Source organism: Streptomyces sp. ISL-66 (assembly GCF_018614135.1).
GTDB lineage: Bacteria > Actinomycetota > Actinomycetes > Streptomycetales > Streptomycetaceae > Streptomyces.
The window spans coordinates 17,849-38,089 of record NZ_JAGGOW010000013.1 but is presented as its reverse complement, the minus strand read 5'-3'; the positions used below and the strand labels follow the sequence as shown (position 1 = coordinate 38,089).

The 20,241-nt window shown below is 70.6% G+C and carries 21 protein-coding genes and 1 pseudogene; 18 read left to right on the top strand and 4 right to left on the bottom strand.

All coding sequences use genetic code 11. The features are described from left to right. Window positions 1-901, top strand: a pseudogene (locus J7E97_RS03365) (serine/threonine protein kinase); the annotation flags it as partial. Window positions 902-972: 71 nt separating this feature from the next. Here the strand turns inward: J7E97_RS03365 and J7E97_RS03360 are convergent. Next, entirely contained in the window at window positions 973-2,310 is a 1,338-nt protein-coding gene (locus tag J7E97_RS03360; protein ID WP_215022042.1) for a M14 family metallopeptidase, read from the bottom strand. A 140-nt stretch (window positions 2,311-2,450) separates the two neighbouring features. Beyond that, on the bottom strand, window positions 2,451-4,142 hold the full coding sequence (locus tag J7E97_RS03355; protein ID WP_215022040.1) for a glycoside hydrolase family 18 protein: 1,692 nt from the start codon (window positions 4,140-4,142) through the stop codon (window positions 2,451-2,453). Between the two features lie 396 nt (window positions 4,143-4,538). Between J7E97_RS03355 and J7E97_RS03350 the strand changes: the two genes are divergently transcribed. From J7E97_RS03350 to J7E97_RS03290, 14 genes are all read left to right on the top strand, one after another. Next, complete coding sequence (locus J7E97_RS03350; RefSeq protein ID WP_308346295.1) at window positions 4,539-5,561, top strand: hypothetical protein; 1,023 nt, start codon at window positions 4,539-4,541, stop codon at window positions 5,559-5,561. 42 nt (window positions 5,562-5,603) lie between these two features. After that, window positions 5,604-6,305, top strand: coding sequence for a Flp pilus assembly protein CpaB (gene cpaB / locus J7E97_RS03345; protein WP_215022038.1), 702 nt, complete (start codon window positions 5,604-5,606; stop codon window positions 6,303-6,305). A gap of 7 nt (window positions 6,306-6,312) precedes the next feature. After that, on the top strand, window positions 6,313-7,620 hold the full coding sequence (locus tag J7E97_RS03340) for an AAA family ATPase (protein WP_215022036.1): 1,308 nt from the start codon (window positions 6,313-6,315) through the stop codon (window positions 7,618-7,620). Window positions 7,621-7,728: 108 nt separating this feature from the next. Continuing rightward, on the top strand, window positions 7,729-8,058 hold the full coding sequence (locus tag J7E97_RS36760) for a TadE/TadG family type IV pilus assembly protein (RefSeq protein WP_308346294.1): 330 nt from the start codon (window positions 7,729-7,731) through the stop codon (window positions 8,056-8,058). After that, window positions 8,055-8,435, top strand: a complete 381-nt coding sequence (locus tag J7E97_RS36535) for a TadE/TadG family type IV pilus assembly protein (RefSeq protein ID WP_308346292.1) — start codon at window positions 8,055-8,057, stop codon at window positions 8,433-8,435. The genes J7E97_RS36760 and J7E97_RS36535 overlap by 4 nt, the downstream gene beginning before the upstream one ends. A 2-nt stretch (window positions 8,436-8,437) precedes the next feature. Next, window positions 8,438-9,787 (top strand): CpaF family protein, encoded by a 1,350-nt coding sequence (locus J7E97_RS03330; RefSeq protein ID WP_215022032.1) that lies wholly within the window; start codon window positions 8,438-8,440, stop codon window positions 9,785-9,787. Next, entirely contained in the window at window positions 9,784-10,722 is a 939-nt protein-coding gene (locus J7E97_RS03325) for a type II secretion system F family protein (RefSeq protein ID WP_215022031.1), read from the top strand. Before J7E97_RS03330 ends, J7E97_RS03325 begins: the two co-directional genes overlap by 4 nt. 13 nt (window positions 10,723-10,735) lie before the next feature. Continuing rightward, window positions 10,736-11,626 carry a DUF5936 domain-containing protein gene (locus tag J7E97_RS03320; protein WP_215022050.1) on the top strand — a complete coding sequence of 297 codons (891 nt, stop codon included), beginning with the start codon at window positions 10,736-10,738 and terminating at the stop codon, window positions 11,624-11,626. Between the two features lie 5 nt (window positions 11,627-11,631). Continuing rightward, the gene (locus J7E97_RS03315) at window positions 11,632-12,822 is read left to right on the top strand and encodes a sensor histidine kinase (RefSeq protein ID WP_215022030.1); all 1,191 of its coding nucleotides are present in this window, start codon (window positions 11,632-11,634) and stop codon (window positions 12,820-12,822) included. Next, entirely contained in the window at window positions 12,822-13,511 is a 690-nt protein-coding gene (locus J7E97_RS03310) for a response regulator transcription factor (RefSeq protein ID WP_215022028.1), read from the top strand. Before J7E97_RS03315 ends, J7E97_RS03310 begins: the two co-directional genes overlap by 1 nt. Window positions 13,512-13,621: 110 nt before the next feature. After that, window positions 13,622-13,870, top strand: a complete 249-nt coding sequence (locus J7E97_RS03305; protein ID WP_215022026.1) for a hypothetical protein — start codon at window positions 13,622-13,624, stop codon at window positions 13,868-13,870. After that, a complete protein-coding gene (locus tag J7E97_RS03300; RefSeq protein ID WP_308346290.1) occupies window positions 13,867-14,499 on the top strand; it encodes a pilus assembly protein TadG-related protein in 633 nt (210 codons plus the stop codon). The genes J7E97_RS03305 and J7E97_RS03300 overlap by 4 nt, the downstream gene beginning before the upstream one ends. A gap of 29 nt (window positions 14,500-14,528) precedes the next feature. Next, complete coding sequence (locus J7E97_RS03295; protein WP_215022024.1) at window positions 14,529-15,107, top strand: hypothetical protein; 579 nt, start codon at window positions 14,529-14,531, stop codon at window positions 15,105-15,107. Window positions 15,108-15,111: 4 nt separating this feature from the next. Then, the gene (locus tag J7E97_RS03290) at window positions 15,112-15,747 is read left to right on the top strand and encodes an OmpA family protein (RefSeq protein ID WP_215022022.1); all 636 of its coding nucleotides are present in this window, start codon (window positions 15,112-15,114) and stop codon (window positions 15,745-15,747) included. 658 nt (window positions 15,748-16,405) lie between these two features. Here J7E97_RS03290 and J7E97_RS03285 read toward each other — a convergent pair. Then, on the bottom strand, window positions 16,406-17,779 hold the full coding sequence (locus J7E97_RS03285; protein ID WP_215022020.1) for an SH3 domain-containing protein: 1,374 nt from the start codon (window positions 17,777-17,779) through the stop codon (window positions 16,406-16,408). Between the two features lie 131 nt (window positions 17,780-17,910). After that, window positions 17,911-18,495, bottom strand: coding sequence for a TetR/AcrR family transcriptional regulator (locus J7E97_RS03280; RefSeq protein ID WP_374224105.1), 585 nt, complete (start codon window positions 18,493-18,495; stop codon window positions 17,911-17,913). Window positions 18,496-18,587: 92 nt separating this feature from the next. On the opposite strand from J7E97_RS03280, the gene J7E97_RS03275 reads away from it, so the two are divergent. The 3 genes from J7E97_RS03275 to J7E97_RS03265 all read left to right on the top strand — a co-directional run bounded on the left by J7E97_RS03275 (window position 18,588) and on the right by J7E97_RS03265 (window position 20,078). Beyond that, a complete protein-coding gene (locus J7E97_RS03275) occupies window positions 18,588-19,061 on the top strand; it encodes a nuclear transport factor 2 family protein (protein ID WP_215022018.1) in 474 nt (157 codons plus the stop codon). A 70-nt stretch (window positions 19,062-19,131) separates the two neighbouring features. Continuing rightward, window positions 19,132-19,545, top strand: coding sequence for a DUF1992 domain-containing protein (locus J7E97_RS03270; RefSeq protein WP_215022016.1), 414 nt, complete (start codon window positions 19,132-19,134; stop codon window positions 19,543-19,545). Window positions 19,546-19,676: 131 nt separating this feature from the next. After that, complete coding sequence (locus tag J7E97_RS03265; protein WP_215022015.1) at window positions 19,677-20,078, top strand: hypothetical protein; 402 nt, start codon at window positions 19,677-19,679, stop codon at window positions 20,076-20,078. Window positions 20,079-20,241: the final 163 nt, after the last annotated feature.

Sequence of the window (20,241 nt, the reverse complement as noted above, 5' to 3'; positions counted from 1 at the left end):
GGGCACGCCGTCGACGCCCGCCGCCGCGTCCCCGTACACGCCGACCGGGGTGGCCGCCGCGCCGACGCAGGCCGCTCCGGCGCAGCCCGCTCCGGGAACGGTTCCGCCCGGCTACCGGACGCCGCCGCCGTACGCGCGGCCCTCGCACGCGCAGCCTCCGCACGGACAGCCGCCGTACCAGCAGCCTTCGCCGGTGCAGCCCTCGTACCAGCAGCCCCAGTACACGCAGCCCACGTACACCCCGGGCTACAGCACGCCGCCGCCCTTCCACACCCAGGGATTCGCGCCGCCGCCGCAGCCCCGCCGCAAGCGGACGGGGCTGATCGTCGTCGGGTCCGTCGTGGCCGCCGTCATCGGGCTCGCGGTGATCGGGTCCCTGCTGCCGGACGACAAGGGCAAGACCGGCGGCTCCAAGGGGTCCGGCGGCGGTACGGCGGGCAGCAGTGCTTCGGCGGGCGCCAGCCAGAAGCCGGCCGATCCGCAGCCGGTCTCGTACGAGGGCATCGACGTGCCGCAGAACCACGAGCTGAAGCTGGCCGACAACCCGCCGCGCCCGGCCGAGGAGCCGACCGGCGCGGGCGTGTCGTACGGACACGCGGACCTCTACTACTACCGGGACACCCTGTTCGGGGACGAGAGGCTCGGCACCGCGAACGGCAAGCTGGTCCTGCTGAAGAACTCGGAGAAGGGGTCGCTGGAGACCTGCCGCGCGGTGACCCGCTTCACCGAGAAGATGGACCTCGACCAGCTCACGGACGGATCGCAGATCTGCGTGCTGAGCAACGCCGGCCACATCGCGGTGGCGACCTACCGCGGCAAGTCCGGTGACAAGGAGTCGAGCACGTACATCAAGGTCGACCTCACGATCTGGCGCAATGCCGAGGACGCGAAGAAGAAGTAGCGCCGTGACCGGAAACGGTCACGAAGGGGCGCCCCCCTGGCGGTGGGGCGCCCCGGTTCACGTGACGGCCGCTACGCGCAGTACTGCGCTTCCTTGCCGATCGAGCGGTACATGCAGTCCGCGTTCTCCAGCAGTTGCAGCACCGCGTCCTTGTTCCGCGCCGTCTCGCGGTCGATGACCTCGTCCGGCGGGTAGAAGCCGCTGCTGCCCGAGTCCGTCGGGTACATCTCGAAGGTGTAGGCGAAGATCTTCTGGTCGCCCCACAGCCAGTCGTCGATCGTCCCGTCCGTGATGTACAGGTCGCTCGACTGCTCCGGCGTGTAGCCGTTGCTGGCCGCCATGCTGGTGCCGATCTTCTTGTACACGGCCAGGTCGTCCGCGGTCAGTCCGGGCGCCGTGTCGTTGTACGTCCACCCGAAGGGCCACAGCACCAGTTCGCTGTACGTGTGGAAGTCGATGGCGGCCTTGATCTGCTGCTTGCCGCCGACCACGCGGCCGCGGACGAAGTCCGCGACCACCTTCACCTCGGGCGCCGACTCGCCGGCCGCGCCGCGGTACGTCTCCGAGCTCTTGCTGCTGCTGGAGCCGCCGCAGCAGCCCCACTTGTAGTTCCAGTTGCGGTTCTCGTCCGTGCCGACGTAGGAGGAGCCGGTGTTCGGCTGCCGGTTCTTGCGCCAGGAGCGGTACGAGCCGGTCGCGATGTCGTACTCGCCGCCGTCCGGATTGAGATCCGGGATGATCCAGAGCTCCCGGCCGTTGACCATGTTGGTGATGCGCGGGTCCGTCCCGTACTTCGAGCCCCACTCCTTGAGCAGGTAGAGGGCCATCTCGACGGTCAGGTGCTCGCGGGCGTGCTGGTGGTGGGTGAAGAGCACCTCGGGCTCGGCCTCGTCGGTCGCGACGTTGTCGCTGATCTTGATGGCGACGATGTCCCTGCCCTGGTACGACTTCCCGATGACCTGCTTGCTCATGATCGATGGGTACTGGGCGACGCGCTGGTTGATCTCCGCGATCGCCTCGCTGTAGTTGTGGTAATTCGAGTCCTTCGACGGGAAGTCGTTCACCCCGGCGATGACCCCGCGTCCGTCGGACCGGTCCGGCGGGCCGGGCAGGGCGGTCAGCTTGTAGCCGAGCGCGCGCAGGCTGCCGGCCTGCATGGTGTCGGCGCTGACGACCACCGACCGGGCGTCCACCTCGTCGATCGAGGCGCCGGTGCGGAGCAGGGCGGTGCGCTCGGCCGCCGTGGCCGGGCCCTGGATCTCGTACTGGACGATCGCCTCGTCCTGGGTGGCGGTGGACGGGCTGGGCGGTGGTGATGCCGTCGCGCTCATGCCGTAGGCGGGTGCGCCGAGCGCGAGAGCGAGGAGGGCCGCCGTGACGGCGGCCCTCCGGCGGTGTTGGAGCCGCATGCGTTCTCCTGGGTGGGAGTGTGGGGGTAGCCGTGCGGATGCGCACAGCGTGCTCTCGTGGCATGTCCGGGTCAAGAATCGCGATCCAGCCAATCGGCCGCCGGGATCCCGTCCGGTATCCGCCCCCACACACCTACCGGCTACGGCAGGGCGTGGACCTTCGGACCCACCGCGTTGGACCAAGCGCTACCCGCCTTGGCGTCCCAGTTCGTCGACCAGGTCATCGCGCCGCGCAGCGAGGGGTACGTCTTCGAGGGCTTGAAGTTCCCGCAGCTCGTGCCCTTGGTCAGGCAGTCCAGCGCGTTGTTCACGATGGTCGGCGAGACGTAGCCGCTGCCCGCGCCGCTCGGGGAGGCCGGGACTCCGATGCCCACCTGCGAGGGGTCGAGCCCGCCCTCCAACTGGATGCAGGCCAGTGCGGTGAGGAAGTCCACCGAGCCCTGGGAGTAGACGTTGCCGTCGCAGCCGTTCATCGAGCCGCTGTTGTAGTACTGCATGTTGACGACGGTCAGGATGTCCTTCACGGCGAGGGCCGTCTTGAAGTAGCCGCCCTGGGTCGACTGCATGTCGATGGTCTGCGGGGCCATGGTGAGGACGAAGGAGGAGCCCGCCTTGGACGCGAGCGAGCGCAGCGCCTGCGTCATGTAGGTCGGGTTGAGGCCGTTCTCCAGGTCGATGTCGATGCCGCTGAAGCCGTAGTCCTGCATCAGCGCGTACGCGGAGTTCGCGAGGTTGTTCGCGGACGCCGAGTCGTTGACCGAGATGGTGCCCTTCTCGCCGCCGATGGAGAGGATGACGGACTTGCCGGCCGCCTTCTTCGCCGCGATGTCGGCCTTGAACTGGGCGACGGTGTAGCCGCCGAGGCCGGCCGAGTCGAGGGTGAAGGAGATGGCGCCGGGCGTGGTCGTGGCGTCGGCGAAGGAGACGGCGATGATGTCGTACTGCGCGGAGACGTCGGAGATCTTCTGGACGGTCGCGCCGTTGTTGAAGTTCTGCCAGTAGCCGGTCAGCGCGTGCTTGGGCACCGCCGGATTCGGGTTGCCGCCGCCGCTCGTGGTCGTCCCGGTGACGGACGCGCCCTTCGCGCCCTCGCCCGCCGCGTTGTACGCGCTCACCTGGAAGGCGTACGAGGTGGCGGCGGCGAGCCCGGTGATCTGGGCGGAGGCGCCCGTCACCGTCCTGACGCGGACGCCGTCCTGGTAGACGTGGTAGCCGGCGGCCCCGCTGACCGCGTTCCACGAAAGGGTGAGACCGCTCGCGCTCTGGCCGGAAACGGCGGTGCCGGACGGGGCGCCCGGAACGGTCGGCGCCGGGTCGGTGCCGCCGCCTCCGTCGGGGCCGAAGACGCTGAACTCGTCGACGACGAAGCCCGGCTGGCCGTACCAGCCGTGGGTGTAGACGGTGACCTGGGTGGTGCTCGGGCCGGTGGTGAAGGTGGTGGACAGCTTCTGGAAGCCGCCGCCGGTGCCGGGCGTCCAGGTGGAGACGTCCTGGGTACCGGTCCCGGTCGCGCCGAGGTACACGTACGAGCCGTTGACCTGCTCGCTGAGCGTGTACGTCGAATTCGGCTTGACCGTGACGGTCTGGCTGCACTTGGCGTTGTCCTGGCCCGCCGGGGTGGCCTTCAGGGCGGCGGTCCCCGCGTAGACGGGGGAGGAGACCATGACGCCGCTGCCGGAGGTGCACGTCCAGTTGGCGAGGCCGGACTCGAAGCCCGCGTTGCGGACGACGTTGACGTCGGCGGCCTGGGCGGTGCCGGTGGCGAGGGCGGTGAGGCCGCCGGCGGCCAGGGTGACGGCCAGCGGGACGGCGAGGGAGCGGATGCGGTTCACGTGGGCTCCGGGTGGGGGGAGAGGGGATGTGAGGGACGCGTCGGGGGCAAGTGGGGTGCCCTGCGGCCAAGTTGGTCTAGTCCAATCAACCTGTCAAGGGCGTTTGCAATATGGCTTGAACCGATCGGCTTGCCGCTCGGCTCGCGATCCCTGTTGTCCGGGTTTCCCGCCACCTGTGACATGTGCTCGTGGCACGGGAATGGGCAAGGCCCTGCCCTGCCAGGGAGGACGCGGATATGGTGCTGGGGCAAGGGGGCGGAGGGCTGATCATTTGCGGTCGCGCAGCCGGTGCGCGGGCCGTGTGCGGGCGTGCGGCTCCGGCTCCGGGGCGGGATCCGGGGCGGTTTCGGGGCGGGGTGAACGTCCGCCGGGTACGGGGTGAACGGGGGGATGCGCGTGCCGACCGCCATTGCTGTCACCAGCGCCGATCTGGTGCTGCCGGCCCCGGACCGGCACACTCCGCCGGCCGCCGTGCTGCCGCCGCCCGGCCAGCTCGACCTGGAGGGCGCGCTCGCCCACACGGCCGCCCTGCTGGAGCTCCACGGCCACCTCGTCGTCCTCGTACCGCCCTGGCTCCCGGCCGCGGCGGCCCGTCGGCTGCACACCGTACGGGCCATCCTGGAGACCGACCGGATCGCCCTCCTCGACATCGATCTCCCGCCGCTGGCCACCGCCCTGCTGGTGCGTCAGCTGCGCCAGCTCAGCGTCTGCGACTTCAGCCCCGGGGTCCTCGCCTCCGCCGCGCGGCTGCTCTCCCACTACATCTACGCGGGCGCGCTGCTCGGCTCGGTGGCCAAGCTGGACCGGGTGCCGGTCGGGCTGAAGTCGCACGCCAAGTCCTGGGCGCCGAACGCGCAGTTCGCGGTGCTGGCGAACCCGGTGCCGCACCTGGTCAAGCTCGGGCCGGGGTCGGGGACGGGATCGGGGACGGGATCGGGGTCCGGATCGCGCGGCTCGCGCGGCGGGGGCGCGCACGGCGGCGGGGCGCGCGGTGGCGGGGCGCCTGGCGGCGCGGCGCCCGGCGGCGCCGGGTCGCTGCCCGCGGGCCCGGAGTTCGCCACGCACCTCACCTTCGCCCGCGGCCAGCTCGCCTCCGACTGGGTGGTCTGCGAACTGGCCCCCGCCTGGCAGGTGCAGGGCGTCATGGAGAACCCCCTTCCGGCCGATTCGGCCGCCTGGTGGGCCACGCCGAAGCTGGTCGAGTTCGCCGCGGGCATCCCGGACCTGTCGGTCCTCTACCAGCTCGTCGCCTCGGTCCGCCGCGAGGAGTGCCGCTGGTGCGGCTTCGAACTCATCGGGGACCGCTGCGCGTTCTGCGCGGCGCCGCTCGTCGCACCGGCACCGACGCCGACGCCGGCGCCATCCCCGGGATCCGCGGGTTCCGGCTCGATTCCCCGCTCCAGGTCCAGACTCCGATGATGACCGGCTCGAACGAACGAAGAACGGCGAGGTAGTACGGCCATGAACTCACGCCAGCGGCGCGGCGTCATCCTGCTGCTCCTGTCGGTCCTGTGCGCCCTCGCCGCATTCGGCGGTGTCCTCGTGGTGATCGGCGACGTCAACTCCAAGGTCGGGATGGAGGTGGTCGCGTACCGGGTGAAGGGTGACATAGCCCCGTACAGCCCGCTGGCCGCCGGCCAGTTCGAGGAGGTCACGGTCCCCAAGCGCTGGCTGTCCGACACCGCCGTCACCGATCTCGGCCAGCTCAAGGACAAGATCGCGCTCACCGGCCTGAAGAAGGGCTCGCTGCTCCAGAGCGACATGTTCGTCGACCGGCCGAAACTCCAGCCCGGTGAGCAGGAGATCGCCATCATGATCGACGCGTCGACCGGGGTGGCGGGCAAGATCACCCCCGGTGCCAAGGTCAACATCCTGGGCACGTTCAAGGGCAAGAAACCGACCGACTCCGACGTGTCCGTGGTCATGGTGGCCAACGCGCGTGTCATCAACGTCGGCAGGCTCACCGCCCTGGACAAGGACAGCGACAAGAAGGGTCCCGCCGAGGCGGTCCCGATCACCTTCGCCCTCAGCACCAAGGACACCCAGCGCGTCGCGTACGCGGAGTCCTTCGCGGAGCACGTGCGCCTGGCCTTGGTGGCCCCCGGCACCGACTCGGCTCCCAACCCGAGCGACCACTTCTACACCCTCGAAGGGGACAGGTGAGGCGCCGATGACCACCCGGATCCTCCCCGCGGTAGGCGACCCGGAAGCCGCCCGCGTCATCGCCACCCTCCTCAGCCAGCTCCCGGGCGCCGAACCGGCCGCCCCCGTCCCCGACTCCACCTTCCTCCTCGACATGCTGGGCCGCCTCGCCACCGAGTCGATCGACGAACTGCCCGAAGTGGTGCTCGTACACGAGCGGATCGGCCCGCTCCCCGCCCTGGAGCTCATCCGCGAGGTCGCCCTGCGCTTCCCCGCGGTCGGCGTCGTGCTGCTCACCTCGGACGCCGGCCCCGCGCTCTTCTCCGCCGCCATGGACTCCGGCGCGCGCGGCCTGATCGGCCTGCCCCTCACCTACGAGGAACTCGCCGCCCGCGTCCAGGCCGCCGCCCAGTGGTCCGTGGGCGTACGCCGTCACCTGGGCCGGGGCCCTGACGTCGCCGCCGGTCCGGGCGGTCGGGTCGTCACGGTCACCGGGGCCAAGGGCGGGGTCGGCGCCACCTTCACGGCCGTGCAGTTCGCCCTGGCCGCCACGGCCGCCGGCCGGCGCACGGCCCTGGTCGACCTGGACCTCCAGGCCGGCGACGTCGGCTCGTACCTCGACGTGCAGTTCCGGCGCTCCATCGCCGACCTCGCCGGGATCCAGGACATCTCCCCGCGCGTCCTGCAGGACGCGGTCTACGACGACCGCACGGGCCTGGCACTGCTCCTCGCCCCGGCCGACGGCGAACGCGGCGAAGAGGTCGACGACCGGGCCGCCCGGCACATCCTCGGCGCGCTGCGCGCCCGCTACGAGCTCGTCGTCATCGACTGCGGGACCCAGGTCACCGCCGCCAACGCGGCCGCCGTGGAGACGGCGGACGTGGCGGTGCTGGTCACCACCCCGGACGTGGTCGCCGTGCGGGCGGCGAAGCGGATGGTCCGGATGTGGGAGCGGCTCCAGGTCAGGAAGGCCGAGGACACCTCGATCGTCGTCAACCGCTGGACCAAGCACACCGAGATCCAGCCCTCCCTGATCGAGAAGATCACGAAGACCCGGTCCGTACGGACCCCCGTGCCGGCCGCCTTCAAGGAACTCCAGGCGGTCGTGGACGCGGGACGGGTCCAGGACCTGGACAACCGGTCGACGGTGAAGCAGGCGCTGTGGGCCGTCGCCGGGGAACTGGGCCTGCTGGCCCCCCAGGACGCCGAACCCGCCGCCCCCGCCGGGCAGCCGGGCGCCGCACTGGCCGTACGGGCCTCCGGGCCGGTGGCCCGGCTCCGCGGCGGCGACCGGGGCTCGCTCGGACCGTGGCTGCGGCGCGGCCGGGAGGGCTGAGCGGTGCCCGCGCGCAGACCCGTAGGGGGCCGGGGCCTTCGGCGTCACGGCCGGGACCGGGCGATCGGCCGGGCCACGGGCCGGGACCCGGGCCGGGACCGCGGCCAGGTGGCGATCGAGTTCGTCGGCACGGTGCCGCTGATCCTGCTGCTCGTGGCGGCGGTGTGGGAGTGCGTGCTGATCGGCTACGCCTTCTCCCTCGCCGGGAACGCGGCGGACGAGGCGGCGCGGGCGGGCGCGGTCACGGGGGCCGCCGAATGCCGGACGGCGGCGGGCAAATACGTCGGGAGCGCCTGGGGCATGTCCGTGGAGTGCGCGGGGTCGGGGGACGTGTACACGGCCAAGGTCACCCTGCGGATCCCCGTCCTGTACCCCGGGCTCGGCTTCGGCTCGATCGAGGGCAAGGGCGGAGCGGCGATGGAGAGGGAGCGGCCGTGAGCCGGATCCGGACGGGGCGCTGTGATCGGGAGCGCGGACAGGTGGCCATCGAGTACATCGGCTTCGTGCCCATCCTGCTGTTCGTCGCGCTCTGCGGCATCCAGCTGGGCTGGATCGCGTACGCGGAACAGCAGGCGGGCACGGCCGCCCGTACCGCCGCGCGCGTGGAAGCCCGTAATGGCAGCGGCGGAGAGGCGGCCGGACGGGCGGCCATCAGCGGCGGCCTCGCCGGGACCGCCACCTTCGACTGGTCCCGTTCGACGGACGCCATCAAGGTCACCGTCACCCTCACCGCCAACCCCATCGTCCCCGGACTCGGAGCGCACAGCGCGACGAGCACGGTGACCATGCCCAACGACGACCCGAAGGGACCCTGACAGTGAGCCTGCGTTCCCGGGTCAACACCCCCGACGACCGCCACAGCCCGCGTGAGGACGGCCGGCTGGTCTCCTCCTACCGAGCCAAGCTGCTGGAGGAGATCGACCTCGCGGAGATGTCCGCGCTGGCGCCCGCCGAGCGCAGGGCGCGGCTGGAGCGCGTGCTGGGCCACATCATCAGCCGCGAGGGCCCGGTCCTTTCCACGGAGGCCCGCGCCCAGCTCATCCGCCGCGTCGTGGACGAGGCGCTCGGCCTCGGCGTGCTCGAACCGCTCCTCGAAGACCCCACGATCTCCGAGATCATGGTCAACGGACCCGACCAGATCTTCGTGGAACGGGCCGGCCGAGTGGAGCAGCTCCCGCTCCGCTTCGCCTCGCACGAGCAGCTCATGCAGACCATCGAGCGCATCGTCTCGACCGTCAACCGACGGGTGGACGAGGCCAATCCGATGGTCGACGCCCGCCTGCCCAGCGGTGAGCGCGTCAACGTCATCATTCCGCCGTTGTCCCTGACCGGCGCGACCCTCACGATCCGCCGCTTCCCCCGGGCCTTCACCCTGCACGAGATGATCGCCCTCGGGTCCCTGGACGAGCAGATGCTCCTGCTCCTCTCCGGGCTGGTGGCGGCCAAGATGAACGTGATCGTCTCCGGCGCCACGGGCACCGGCAAGACCACCCTCCTGAACGCCCTCTCCGGTCTGATCCCGGAGGGCGAGCGCATCATCACCATCGAGGACTCGGCCGAACTCCAGCTCCAGCAGGCCCACGTCATCCGCCTCGAATCCCGCCCGGCGAACGTGGAGGGCAAGGGCCAGATCACCATTCGCGACCTCGTACGCAACTCCCTGCGCATGAGGCCCGACCGCATCATCGTCGGCGAGGTCCGCGGCGGCGAGACGCTCGACATGCTCCAGGCCATGTCCACCGGCCACGACGGATCCCTGGCCACCGTCCACGCCAACAGCTCGGCGGACGCCCTGACCCGCCTCCAGACGCTCGCCTCCATGTCGGAGGTGGAGATCCCCTTCGAGGCGCTCCAGGACCAGATCAACAGTGCCGTGAACGTCATCGTCCAGCTCACCCGCTTCGGTGACGGCTCACGCCGCATCACGGAGATCTCCATCCTCGAATCCCACGGCCGCGAACCGTTCCGGACCACCACCATCTGCCGCTTCGTCCCGCAGCCCATGGGCGCGGACAGCCGCGTCCAGGGCTACTTCGCGTACTACCCCCTCCCGCGCCGCATCGCGGACCGCCTCTACATGCACAGCCAGCCGATCCCCCAGGCCTTCGGCGTGGCGCCGGCGGACGACGAACTCACCACGCGCACGATCAGCGGGACAGCCCTGTGAACCCATACGTCGCCCTCACCCTCGTCGCCACCCTGCTGGCCTGCGTCTTCGTGGTCTGGGGCGTCCACGCCTACGCCAAGGGCCGCGCGCAGCGGGCCGCCCTGATCGACCGCCTCTCGGCGAGCGGAGCCCCCGATCCGAGCGGCCGCGTACGCCGCTTCCGCTCCCTGGACCGCCGCCTGCGGCGCACGGCGTTCGGCCGCCGCCTCGAACTCAAGCTCGCGACCACCGGTCTGGACACCACCCCCGGCGAGTTCTTCGTCTCCATGCTCGCCTCGGTCGCGGCCGTCTGGCTGACAGCGGCCTCCCTCCTGGCCCCGTTCTTCGGCCCCATCACCGCCGCCATCGGCCTGTGGGCGGCCAACGCCTTCCTCAACTGGCAGCGCACGCGCCGCACCGAACGCTTCATCAACCAACTCCCCGAGCTCGCCCGCATCCTGGCCAACGCCACGCAGGCCGGCCTGGCCCTGCGCACGGCCATCGGCATCGCGGCGGAGGAACTCGAAGCCCCGGCCGGTGAGGAACTCACCCGCGTCGCCGACCGCCTCGCCATCGGCCACTCCATCGAGGAATCCCTGAGCGAGCTGACGCAGCGCCTCCCGTCGCGCGAACTGGTCGTCCTGGTCTCGACCCTCGTCCTGTCGGCCCGCGCGGGCGGCGCGATCGTGGGCAGCCTGCGCAACCTGACGGTGACGCTGGAACAGCGGAAGGAGACGAGGCGGGAGATCCGGACGCAGCTGTCACAGGTGACGGTGACGGCGTACCTGGTGCCCTCGATCGGCTTCGGCTCGCTGCTCCTGGTCAACGCGATGATGCCGGGCGCGCTGGACCGGATGACGGGTGCCTGGATCGGTCAGGTGGCGGTGCTGGTGTCGCTCGGCCTCTTCGCACTGGGTTTCATCCTCATCCGCCGTATGTCGAAGATCGACGTGTGAGGAGGCTGCCGTGATCGCTCTGCTCCTGGCCGTCCTGATGGGCGTCTGCGTGTTCGGGATCTTCCACGGAGTCCGGCTCTACCGCGCGGACGCCAAACTCCCCACCGACCTGGCCCTGGCCCTGGAGGTCGGTGCCACCCGCACGACGGCCGTCGGCTCGGCCGTCGACCGGCTCGGCATCCGCTACGCGCCGCTGGTCCTGCGGCTGATGGGACCCACCCGGGTGGCGAACAAACGCCGCCAGATCGACTCGGCGGGCAACCCGGCGGGCCTCACGATCGACCGGTACGCGGCACGCCGGGCCGTGTACGGATTCCTCGGCGCCCTCGGCGCCTTCGCCATGCTCCTCAACGGCCGGCTGATCCTCGCCCTCCTGATGGTCGCCTTCGGACTGTTCTGGATCGAGGTCGGCCTGTGGTCGGCGGTCCGCATACGCCGGGACCACATCGAGCGGACCCTGCCCGACTTCCTGGACGTCCTCGCGGTGGTCGTCAGCGCGGGCCTCGGCTTCCGCCAGGCCCTGGGCCGGGTGGCCGACAAGTACGAGGGCCCGTGGGCCGACGAGATCCGCATCACGCTGCAACAGATGGACATGGGCGTCAGCCGCCGCCAGGCCTTCGACGAACTGCGGCGCCGCAACGACTCCGAGCAGGTGGCACAGTTCGTCACCGCCCTCCAGCAGGGTGAGGAACTGGGCTCCCCGATCGTGGAGACCCTGATCGCCATCGCCGAGGACATGCGGCGTACGGATGCCCAGAGCGCCCGCCGCCGGGCGGCACGAGCCGTCCCGAAGGCCACGTTCGCCGTCACGACGTTCATGCTGCCGGGGACGCTGATCCTGCTGGTGTGCGGATTCGTCTACGGGGCGAACGTCGACTTCGGCGCATTGTTCGGGGACGGGTGAGCGCCATGGCGGTACTGGACGTCCCGCTGCCGGCGCATCGCGCACCGGCACCTTCCCCGCCCCTCCACGTGAACGCCCTCCAGACCCTGTGCCGCCACGTCTTCGCGTTCCGGATGGTGCTGATCGGCCTGGGAGCCCCGTGGGCGCTGGCGCGGACCGCGCGCGGGGGACCCACGTACCTCGTGGGCGGCGCGATCCTGCTCACCTTCCTGCTGTCCTACGTCCTGTTCCGCGACTGGGAGCGCTTCGGCCCGCTGCTCCTGCGGCACCGCCGGCTCCTGGCCCTCGACATGGGACTCAGCGTCCTACTCCTGGTCACGGCGCCCCCCGGGTCCCCGCTCGGCCTCGTTTCCGTCTGCACCCCCCTGCTGGCCGGACTGGTCCACGGGTGGCGCGGTTCGGCGGTCTACGCGGCCGTGCAGGCGATCGCGGTCGCGGTTCTGGCGGACACCCTGGTCCTGCCCGTGCTGTGCCTGCTCGCCGGCGGCGCGGGGTCGTGCTTGCGCGATCTCCTCCTCCGCTTCGGTGAGGCGAGCCGAGCCCTGGCGGAGACCCGCTCCCGCCTCGCGGTCGCGGAAGCGGTCCGGGCCGAACGGAACCGTCTGGCCCGGGAGATGCACGACTCGGTAGCGAAGACCCTGCACGGCCTGGCCCTGACGGCGGATGCCCTGGCCCGGACGACGGATCCGACGGATATCCGCCGTCAGGCGGAACTGCTGTCCGTCGCGGCCCGCCACGCGGCGGCGGAGTCCCGTTGCCTGCTGACGGATCTGAGGCAGGCCCCGGACGCGCCGGGCGTCTCGCTGCTCTCCGAACTCCGCGACCTCACCACAGGTGCGGAGCTCCGTACAGTGGTTGGGCTGCCGGTGGTACCGGCCACGGTGGCCCGCCATCTCCTGGCCGTGACCTCGGAGGCACTGGAGAACGCCCGCCGGCATGCCCGGGCCTCACGCGTCACGGTCACCCTGACGGCAGACACGACCGACCTCACTCTGACCATCGAGGACGACGGCTGCGGTCTGCCGGACGGAGCCGATCTTCCCGCGCTCTCACGCCAAGGACACTTCGGCCTGCTGGGCATGGCGGAACGCGCCGCCGAGATCGGTGCCCGTCTGATCGTCGGGCCGGGCCCGAAGGGCTCGGGATCCCAGGTCCGCCTGGACCTGCCCCTCGCGGCGTTGGAGGCGGGCGCGTGATGCCGTCGCCGCTGCGCGTACTGATCGCCGACGACAACCCGGTGGTCCGGGCCGGCCTGACCGCTCTGCTGACGGCGACCGAGGGGTTCGCGGTGGTGGCCGAAGCCGCGGACGGCCGCGAAGCCTTGCGGCTGACCCGGCTGCACGCTCCGGAGGTCGTCCTGCTGGACGTCCGGATGCCGGGTGTGGACGGGATCTCGGCGCTCCCGCACCTGGTGCGGCTGGCGCCGGTGCTGATGCTGACGTACAGCCGGGAGTCGGAAGTCGTCCGCGAGGCACTGCTCCTGGGAGCGGGCGGCTACCTGGTCCACGGCGAGTTCACCGCCGATGACCTGATCCGCGCGGTCCGCGACGTCCGCGACGGCCGCCCCCATTTCACGCCGTCCGCTGCGAGCGCGTTGCTCGAGGAACTCCGGTCCTCTTCGCAGCCGCAACGAACTGTGACACAGTCTTCTGAGCGTCTGCACAACTCTGTTGTCTTCGGACTGAGTTCGCGGGAGGTGGAGGTCATGGAGCTCATCGCGTCAGGGATGAACAACCAACAGATCGCGGCCACCTGCTTCATCAGCGAGAAGACGGTCAAGAACCACATCAACCGGATTTTCGCCAAACTGCAGAGCGCCACCCGTAGCGAGGCGATAGCGCGCTGGCTGGGAACGGCCCGTCCCGGGGTGAGCGGCCATGGGTAGACGGAGTGCGCAGTGGGTCCGTAATTGGGCCCCGGGACCCTTGGTAACGACTGGTGACTCGGCGTACCGTCCGCAAACCAACAGTGGCACCGGCCCGGGAGGGAACCCTCATGTCACACAGCCCACTCCTGAAAGCATCCGTCGAGGCCAAGATCCGCCTGAGCGGATGGACGGACACGACGGTGACACGGATGCGCAAGCGGTACGCGGACCGCGACCGGGGCCAGACCGCGTTCGAATACTTGGGGATCATCCTGGTGGTCGTGGTCATCATCGGGGCGATCGTCGGCACGGGCATCGGTACGACGATCACCAACAAGATCAAGGACCAGATCGGGCTGATCAAAGCAGGCAAGTGATCAAGGACGGGCGGCTGGACGACCGCGGGCAGGCCTTCCCCATCTACGTTGTGGCGGTGGCGGGGCTGCTCTTCGCTGCGCTCGCCTTCTTCGTCGTGGGGATGGCAGGAGACACTCGGAGTGAGGCGCAAGGTGCTGCTGACGCCGCAGCGTTGGCGGCGGCTCGGGAAGCTCGAGACGACGCCTTTGTAGGCCTCAATCTGGCCGATCTCAAGCCGGCTGACTGGGAAGAGATCCTCAACGGCAAGGGCTTCGACGTGAAGTCCGCCTGTGCGGAGGCGGAGAGTTTCGCCGAGCGGAACAATGCGACAACGGTCCAGTGTGAAGCGGTGCTTCCGAGGTTCACGGTCTCGGTCAAAACCATCCGAACCATTGGGCAGTCCGTTGTGCCGGGCACTGGGGCGATGCACGGCGAGGCTGTCGCGACAGCCGTGATCAAACCGCTGTGTTCACTGGGGTCGGAACCTGCACCGACGACGACGCCGGCTCCCGCCGACACGGGGGTACCGAAGCCCGGTCCGGTGAACATTACGTGTGATGGTCGGGCATCCATCGAGCTGGACCCGCTGAATCCGGGTCCGTTGTCGAAGCTGGCGAGAACCCTTTTCAGCGTGCGATTGGCTAGCTGAAGGCCCTGAGAGACAAGGAAGCGGCGTACATGAATGCTCGGCACAAAGTGAAGGTCCGCGGGGGAGCGGCCGTAGCGGTTGCGGCGGTCTTGGCCCTCACCTTGGCCGGCTGTGGCGGCGGTGATGACGAGAAGCCGAACGAGCCTAAGGAGTCGTCGGCATCGCAGCCTCAGGAGGGCAGTTCCAAGACTCCTGCGCCGAGCAGCGTGCCGACGCAGGTGCTCGCCACGCTGAACGGTGAGAGCGGGATCGTACTGACTGTGAATGCAGCCAATCGCGACCAGGGTGGCTTCATCACCGTGAGTGGGCAAATCAAGAACACGTCTGCAGATGACTTCACGCACACCACGGCATGGCGGGGAAACGAGCTCACCTCAAGTGGTGAGTCTGTGGCGGGTGCCAGTCTCGTGGACAAGGCCGGCAAGAAGCGGTACTACGTGCTCCGAGATACTGATGGTCGATGCCTGTGCACTACGGGCATTTCAAACATCAATGCGGGGCAGACCGTTCCGTTCTTCGCACAGTTCCCCATGCCTCCAGCCACCACCACCGAGGTGGACTTTACGATCCCAACCTTCGCCACGGGCACCATCAAGATCTCAGGGTGAGGCCATGACACAACGCCACCGCACCACCGCCGCCGCGGCAGTCGCCGGGCTTGTCATAGCCGGCGCCCATTTCATTGGCGCGACCGGTGCCTACGCCGACGACAACCCCACGACACCCCCCGGTACGGAGCCGTCCGCCGCCGCTCCCGTGCCCATCGACGCCAACGCGCCCGGGTTGAAGATCCCCCAGGGCGGGACCCTCGCGCCGATCAAGGTGCTGGACATCGCCGAGGTCGTCGAAGACCTCGGGGGTGAGCAGCGGCGGCAGGAGACCAATCAGACGGTCATGATGGCGCTGCAGTCCGAGGTGATGTTCCCGGAGAACAGTGCGGTCTTCAACGCCCAGGCCGCCGCGCGGATACAAGCCATCGCGCAAGAGATCAACACGCAGAAGGCCACGCGCGTGCGCGTCTTCGGCTTCACGGACGACCAGGGCAGCTACGAGCACGGCCAGGAACTCTCCAAGCAGCGTGCCGACGCCGTACACGCGGAGTTGGCGAAGACCGTGACCAACCCCAGCGTCGTCTTCGACGTGCGCGGCTACAGCGAGGACTACCCGATCGCCGACAACGGCACCGAGGAAGGCCGCAAGAAGAACCGCCGAGTCGAGATCACCTTCCCGCGCGGCAGCGACAAGTAGGACCGCGACGCATGTATTCCGCCCCGGCCGACCGGCCGGGGTGGAGACACCCGGATGAAGTCCCGGGAGGCTTCCGGCGGCAGTGCGAGCTCCTCCATCACTTCGGAATGGGGGAGCCGCCGTCTCCCTACGGGCCGGCGTACAGCCTGACCGACCGTGCCCGGGGAGCCGTACGGAACGCAGATCGCGCGCAGCACCGTACGGGCCGTGCCGCACGCTCACCGGCTCGACCGGGTCGTCCCCGCCCGCCGCCGTGCAGGTTGTCGGGGAACTCTGAGCCGCCTCCTGGTACTTGGATCCCCGCTGGTCGGAGCCCGTACCTCTCCCTCCGGCCCCCGCGAACGGGCTCTCCGTCTCACCCTCCACGACGGTCACGCGGCCCGCGGGTGATGTCCGCCGTGGTGCGGGACTGCGGGCGGGCGTGGGGTTCGGGGAGTCCCGCGAGCCGGAGTGCGGGACGCGGGCCTGGGCGAGCCTGCCGGTGGCCGGGGCCGTCGGGTACCTCGGCTCCTGAGAGTGCGGGGCGGGCGGGGGAAGGGCGGGCCGTCCGGGCGCGAAAAAAACACCTTCGGTGCGCGCGGGGCTCGGGGGCCCCGGTGCGCACCGAAGGTGGTTGGGGCGGGCAGGATCGGATGGGATCAGGCCCGGTTGGGGTGGGTCAGCAGGTGGGGATGCGGTTCAGGTTCGCGGCGTAGCGGGCGGCGATCCAGCCGCGGCCGTCGGCGAGCTTGTACCAGAGGGAGTTGCCCTCGACGTCCGTGCCGTTGGTCTTGCACTGCACCTGGACCTCGGCGCCGTACTTGAACACGCCGGTCTTCTTGTACTGGGTGCCGGGGCCGGTGCGGATGTGCAGCTTGTCGCTGACGATGCGGGCCTTCGGCTTCTGGTCCTTGTCGTGACCCTTGCCGTGGTCCTTGTCGTGGCCGCCCTTGCCGTGGTCCTTGCCGCACTTGCACTTTCCGGGCTTGCCCTGGTCGCCCTTCTCACCCTTGGGGCCGCGGTCACCCTTCGGGCCCGCCGGTCCGCGCGATCCCGCGGGCCCGGTCTGGCCGGTGTTGCCGCGGTCGCCGCGGTCGCCCTTGTCTCCCTTATCGCCCTTGGGCCCACCCGCCGGGCCCGTGTCGCCCTTCGGTCCGGCCGGGCCGGTGTCGCCCTTCGGGCCCTGGGGACCTCCGGACGGCCCCTGCTCGCCCCTCGGGCCCGCGGGCCCCGTGTCACCCTTCGGGCCCTGGGGGCCTCCGGACGGTCCCTGCTCGCCCCTCGGCCCGGCGGGCCCCGTGTCGCCCTTCGACCCCTTCGGCCCCTTCGGCCCCTTGGGCCCGATGTTGCCCTTCGGTCCGCGGTCGCCCTTCTCGCCCCGGTCGCCCTTCTCGCCACGATCCCCCTTCTCGCCGCGGTCCCCCCTGTCGCCCCGGTCGCCCTTCTCGCCCTGGTCACCCTTGGGCCCGGGGCGGCCCGGCTTGCCGTGGTGGCCGGGCTTGCCCTCGTGACCCGGCTTGCCGTCGTGTCCGTCGTGTCCGTCGTCGCCCGGGTCGCCCTTCGGGCCCGTCACCGGGGTGGAGACCGCGTACGGGGTCGACGAGCCTGCCCCGGCCGACCACTCGCCGCCGTCGAGCGTCGTGCCCTCCGGCGCGTTCGCGTCCACCCGTACGAGTACGCCCAGCCGGGTGTCGCTCCGGGCCGGGAAGGAGAAGCCCGCGCGGGTCCCGGCGTCGCAAGTCAGCCGGCGTGCGTCCGCGGAGCGCGTGCAGGGTGCGCCCGCGCGCTCGCCGTTCCAGTAGAACCGGGCCTCGGGGAAAGTCGTCCGTTCCGGCGCCGTGATGCGGAAGCTGCTGCCGGACACCGCTTCGGAACCGACGGCCGCGACGACCACCACGCGACCGGTCTTGCCGGCGGCGATCGAGGGGACGTACGGCTGCGAGAACCGGATGTGCGGCGAGTCGTCGGCGAAGGCGGGTGCGACCGGGAGCAGGCAGGTCGCGGTGACGGCCGCGACAACCAGGGCGGCCGACGTGCAGCGGGAAGCAGACAAGGGTGTTTCCTCCGCGAGTGAAGACGGTGGAACCGGCGCGTGACCGCCGAATGCGGTCCACCGGTGGACAGGAGGCCCGGGGTCAGTTAAAAGCTGATGATGAGACCCGCCCGGTTACGACGCGTTACCGGTCACTCGGTAGCCGGGTGAATTCCGTTCCGGTCGTCCTGCGCGCGGACGAGGGCGTACGCCGCCTCGCGCGCCCGCGCCGCCGCCCCCGGGCCGGGCTCCAGCGCGGCCACCACCGTCGCGCCCTCGACCAACAGCAGCAGTTGCTCCGCCAGGTCCTCCCGGCCGGGTCCGGCGATCTCGGCGAGCAGCGTCCGTAGCTCGGCCTTGTGACGGCGGACGACCTCCAGTACGCCGGCGGGACCCGCGCCCAGCTCCCCGTACGCGTTCAGGAACGCGCAGCCGCGGAAGCCCGGCTCCGAGAACCAGCGGCCGAGCCAGTCGAAGGCCGCCCCGACCGGGTCGGCGCCGCCCGTGACCGCCTCACGCAGGCCGGCGATCCAGCGGCGGTCGCGCCGCTCCAGATAGGCCGTGACCAGGGATTCCTTGGCAGGGTAGAGGCGGTAGAGCCGCTTGAGCGGGACGCCCGACTCCGTGCGGAGGCGGTCCATGCCGACGGCCTGGATGCCCTCGGAGTAGAAGAGCGCCTCCGCGGCGTCCAGCAGGCGGGTGCGGGCCTCTTCGTCGTTCATCGGGGCGGCGGGCATGAGCCCAGGGTAGAGCAGATTCCCTTGCGGGGAGAACGGTCGTTCTCTAAGGTGAGAACGACCGTTCTCCCGTCCGTGTCGAGAGGCGCCCCATGACCAACGCCGTGACCGCCGTCCCCGCCGTTCCCGCCGTGCCCGTTGTCCCCGCTGGCCCCGTCGCCGTGCGGCCGCCGCTGCCGCCCTTCACCGAGGAGTCCGCCCGCGCCAAGGTCCAGGCCGCGGAGGACGCCTGGAACAGCCGCGACCCGGAACGCGTCGCCCTCGCCTACACCGAGGACTCCGCCTGGCGGAACCGCGACCGCTTCCTCACCGGCCGCGCCGAGATCCGGGCCTTCCTCGCCGACAAGTGGGAGCGCGAGCTGGAGTACCGGCTGCGCAAGGAGCTGTGGGCCTACACCGACAACCGCATCTCGGTGCGCTTCGAGTACGAGTGGCACGACGCGGCCGGCCAGTGGTGGCGCAGCCACGGCAACGAGCAGTGGGAGTTCGACGCCGCCGGCCTGATGCGCCGCCGCGAGGCCAGCATCAACGACATCCCGATCGCGGAGGCGGACCGCCGCCTCTAGGCCGCCTACGGCGAGCAACTGCGTTCGCAGGCAGCGGAGATATGCTGGTGGGGACCCCTTGGGAGGCAACATGACCGAGCGTAAACCGCCGGGCGTCAGCTTCGAATCCTTTGTGGACCGGCAGATCAGACAGGCCGAGGAGCGCGGCGAGTTCGAGGAACTGCCCGGCTTCGGCAAGCCGTTGGCCTCCCTCGACGCCCCGTACGACGAGCTGTGGTGGATCAAGGGCAAGCTGCACCGCGAGGGCTTCGCGGTCCTCCCGCCGGCGCTCGCCCTCCGCAAGGAGGCCGAGGACGCGCGGGAGGCGGTCCGCGCGGCCCGCACCGAACGGCAGGTCCGGGACGTCCTGACCGAGGTCAACACCAAGATCCGCGCGGCCCTGCGCAGGCCGCCACCGGGCCCGCCGCTGAACCTCACCGAGTTCGACGTCGAAGCCGAGCTCACGCAGTGGCGCGAGGCCCGGGAAACCGGCGAATCCCGCTAGTCGCGCCTTCCGGCCCGCGCCCTGCTGCAGCCGGGTGCCGGTCCGCGCACAGGACAGGCCCAGGGGCAGGCCTGGACGCACGAAAACCGAGGGGCTGGGGGCAGGCCCGGGGGTCTCTTCATACTCGTGGCATGAGCAGATATGCAGAGGTCATCGTGTTGGCGCGGAGGGCAGAGGAGGTGATGGAGCCGCTGACCCGCCCCGACGAGGACCGGGAGTGGCACCAGTGCTTCACGCGGGTCGACGACTATGTGTTCGCCGGAGCGCCCGGGAAGTCCGAGGAGTGCTACGCCTGGGTGATCCAATTCATCCGCCACAACTGGACGGGGCTGCTGGCCCACCTGGAATCGCTTCCCTGGCCCGAACCGTGGTCGGTGCAGGTCATGATCCGCGACGAGGAAGACGACTGCTTCGGGCTGTGGATGCTCTATGACGGCAAGTTGGCCGAGGTCCCGCTGCCCCGGACCCGGCGGGAGCCCTTCTCCGCCAGCCTCAGTGGCGTGATCACCCGCACGGACCGGCCTCGAGCCTGAGGGCACACGAGGACGCGGACACGATCACCAGCACGCTGCGCGAGCCGTGTCCGCGTTTCGTGGACGGGGCTGCTGCCGGGCCGGGTGCGCAACCTCGCCTGCCGACTCATCACCTCCAACGGCCCGGCGACGCAGCCTTGCGGGAAGCGGCCGCCAATCCCTA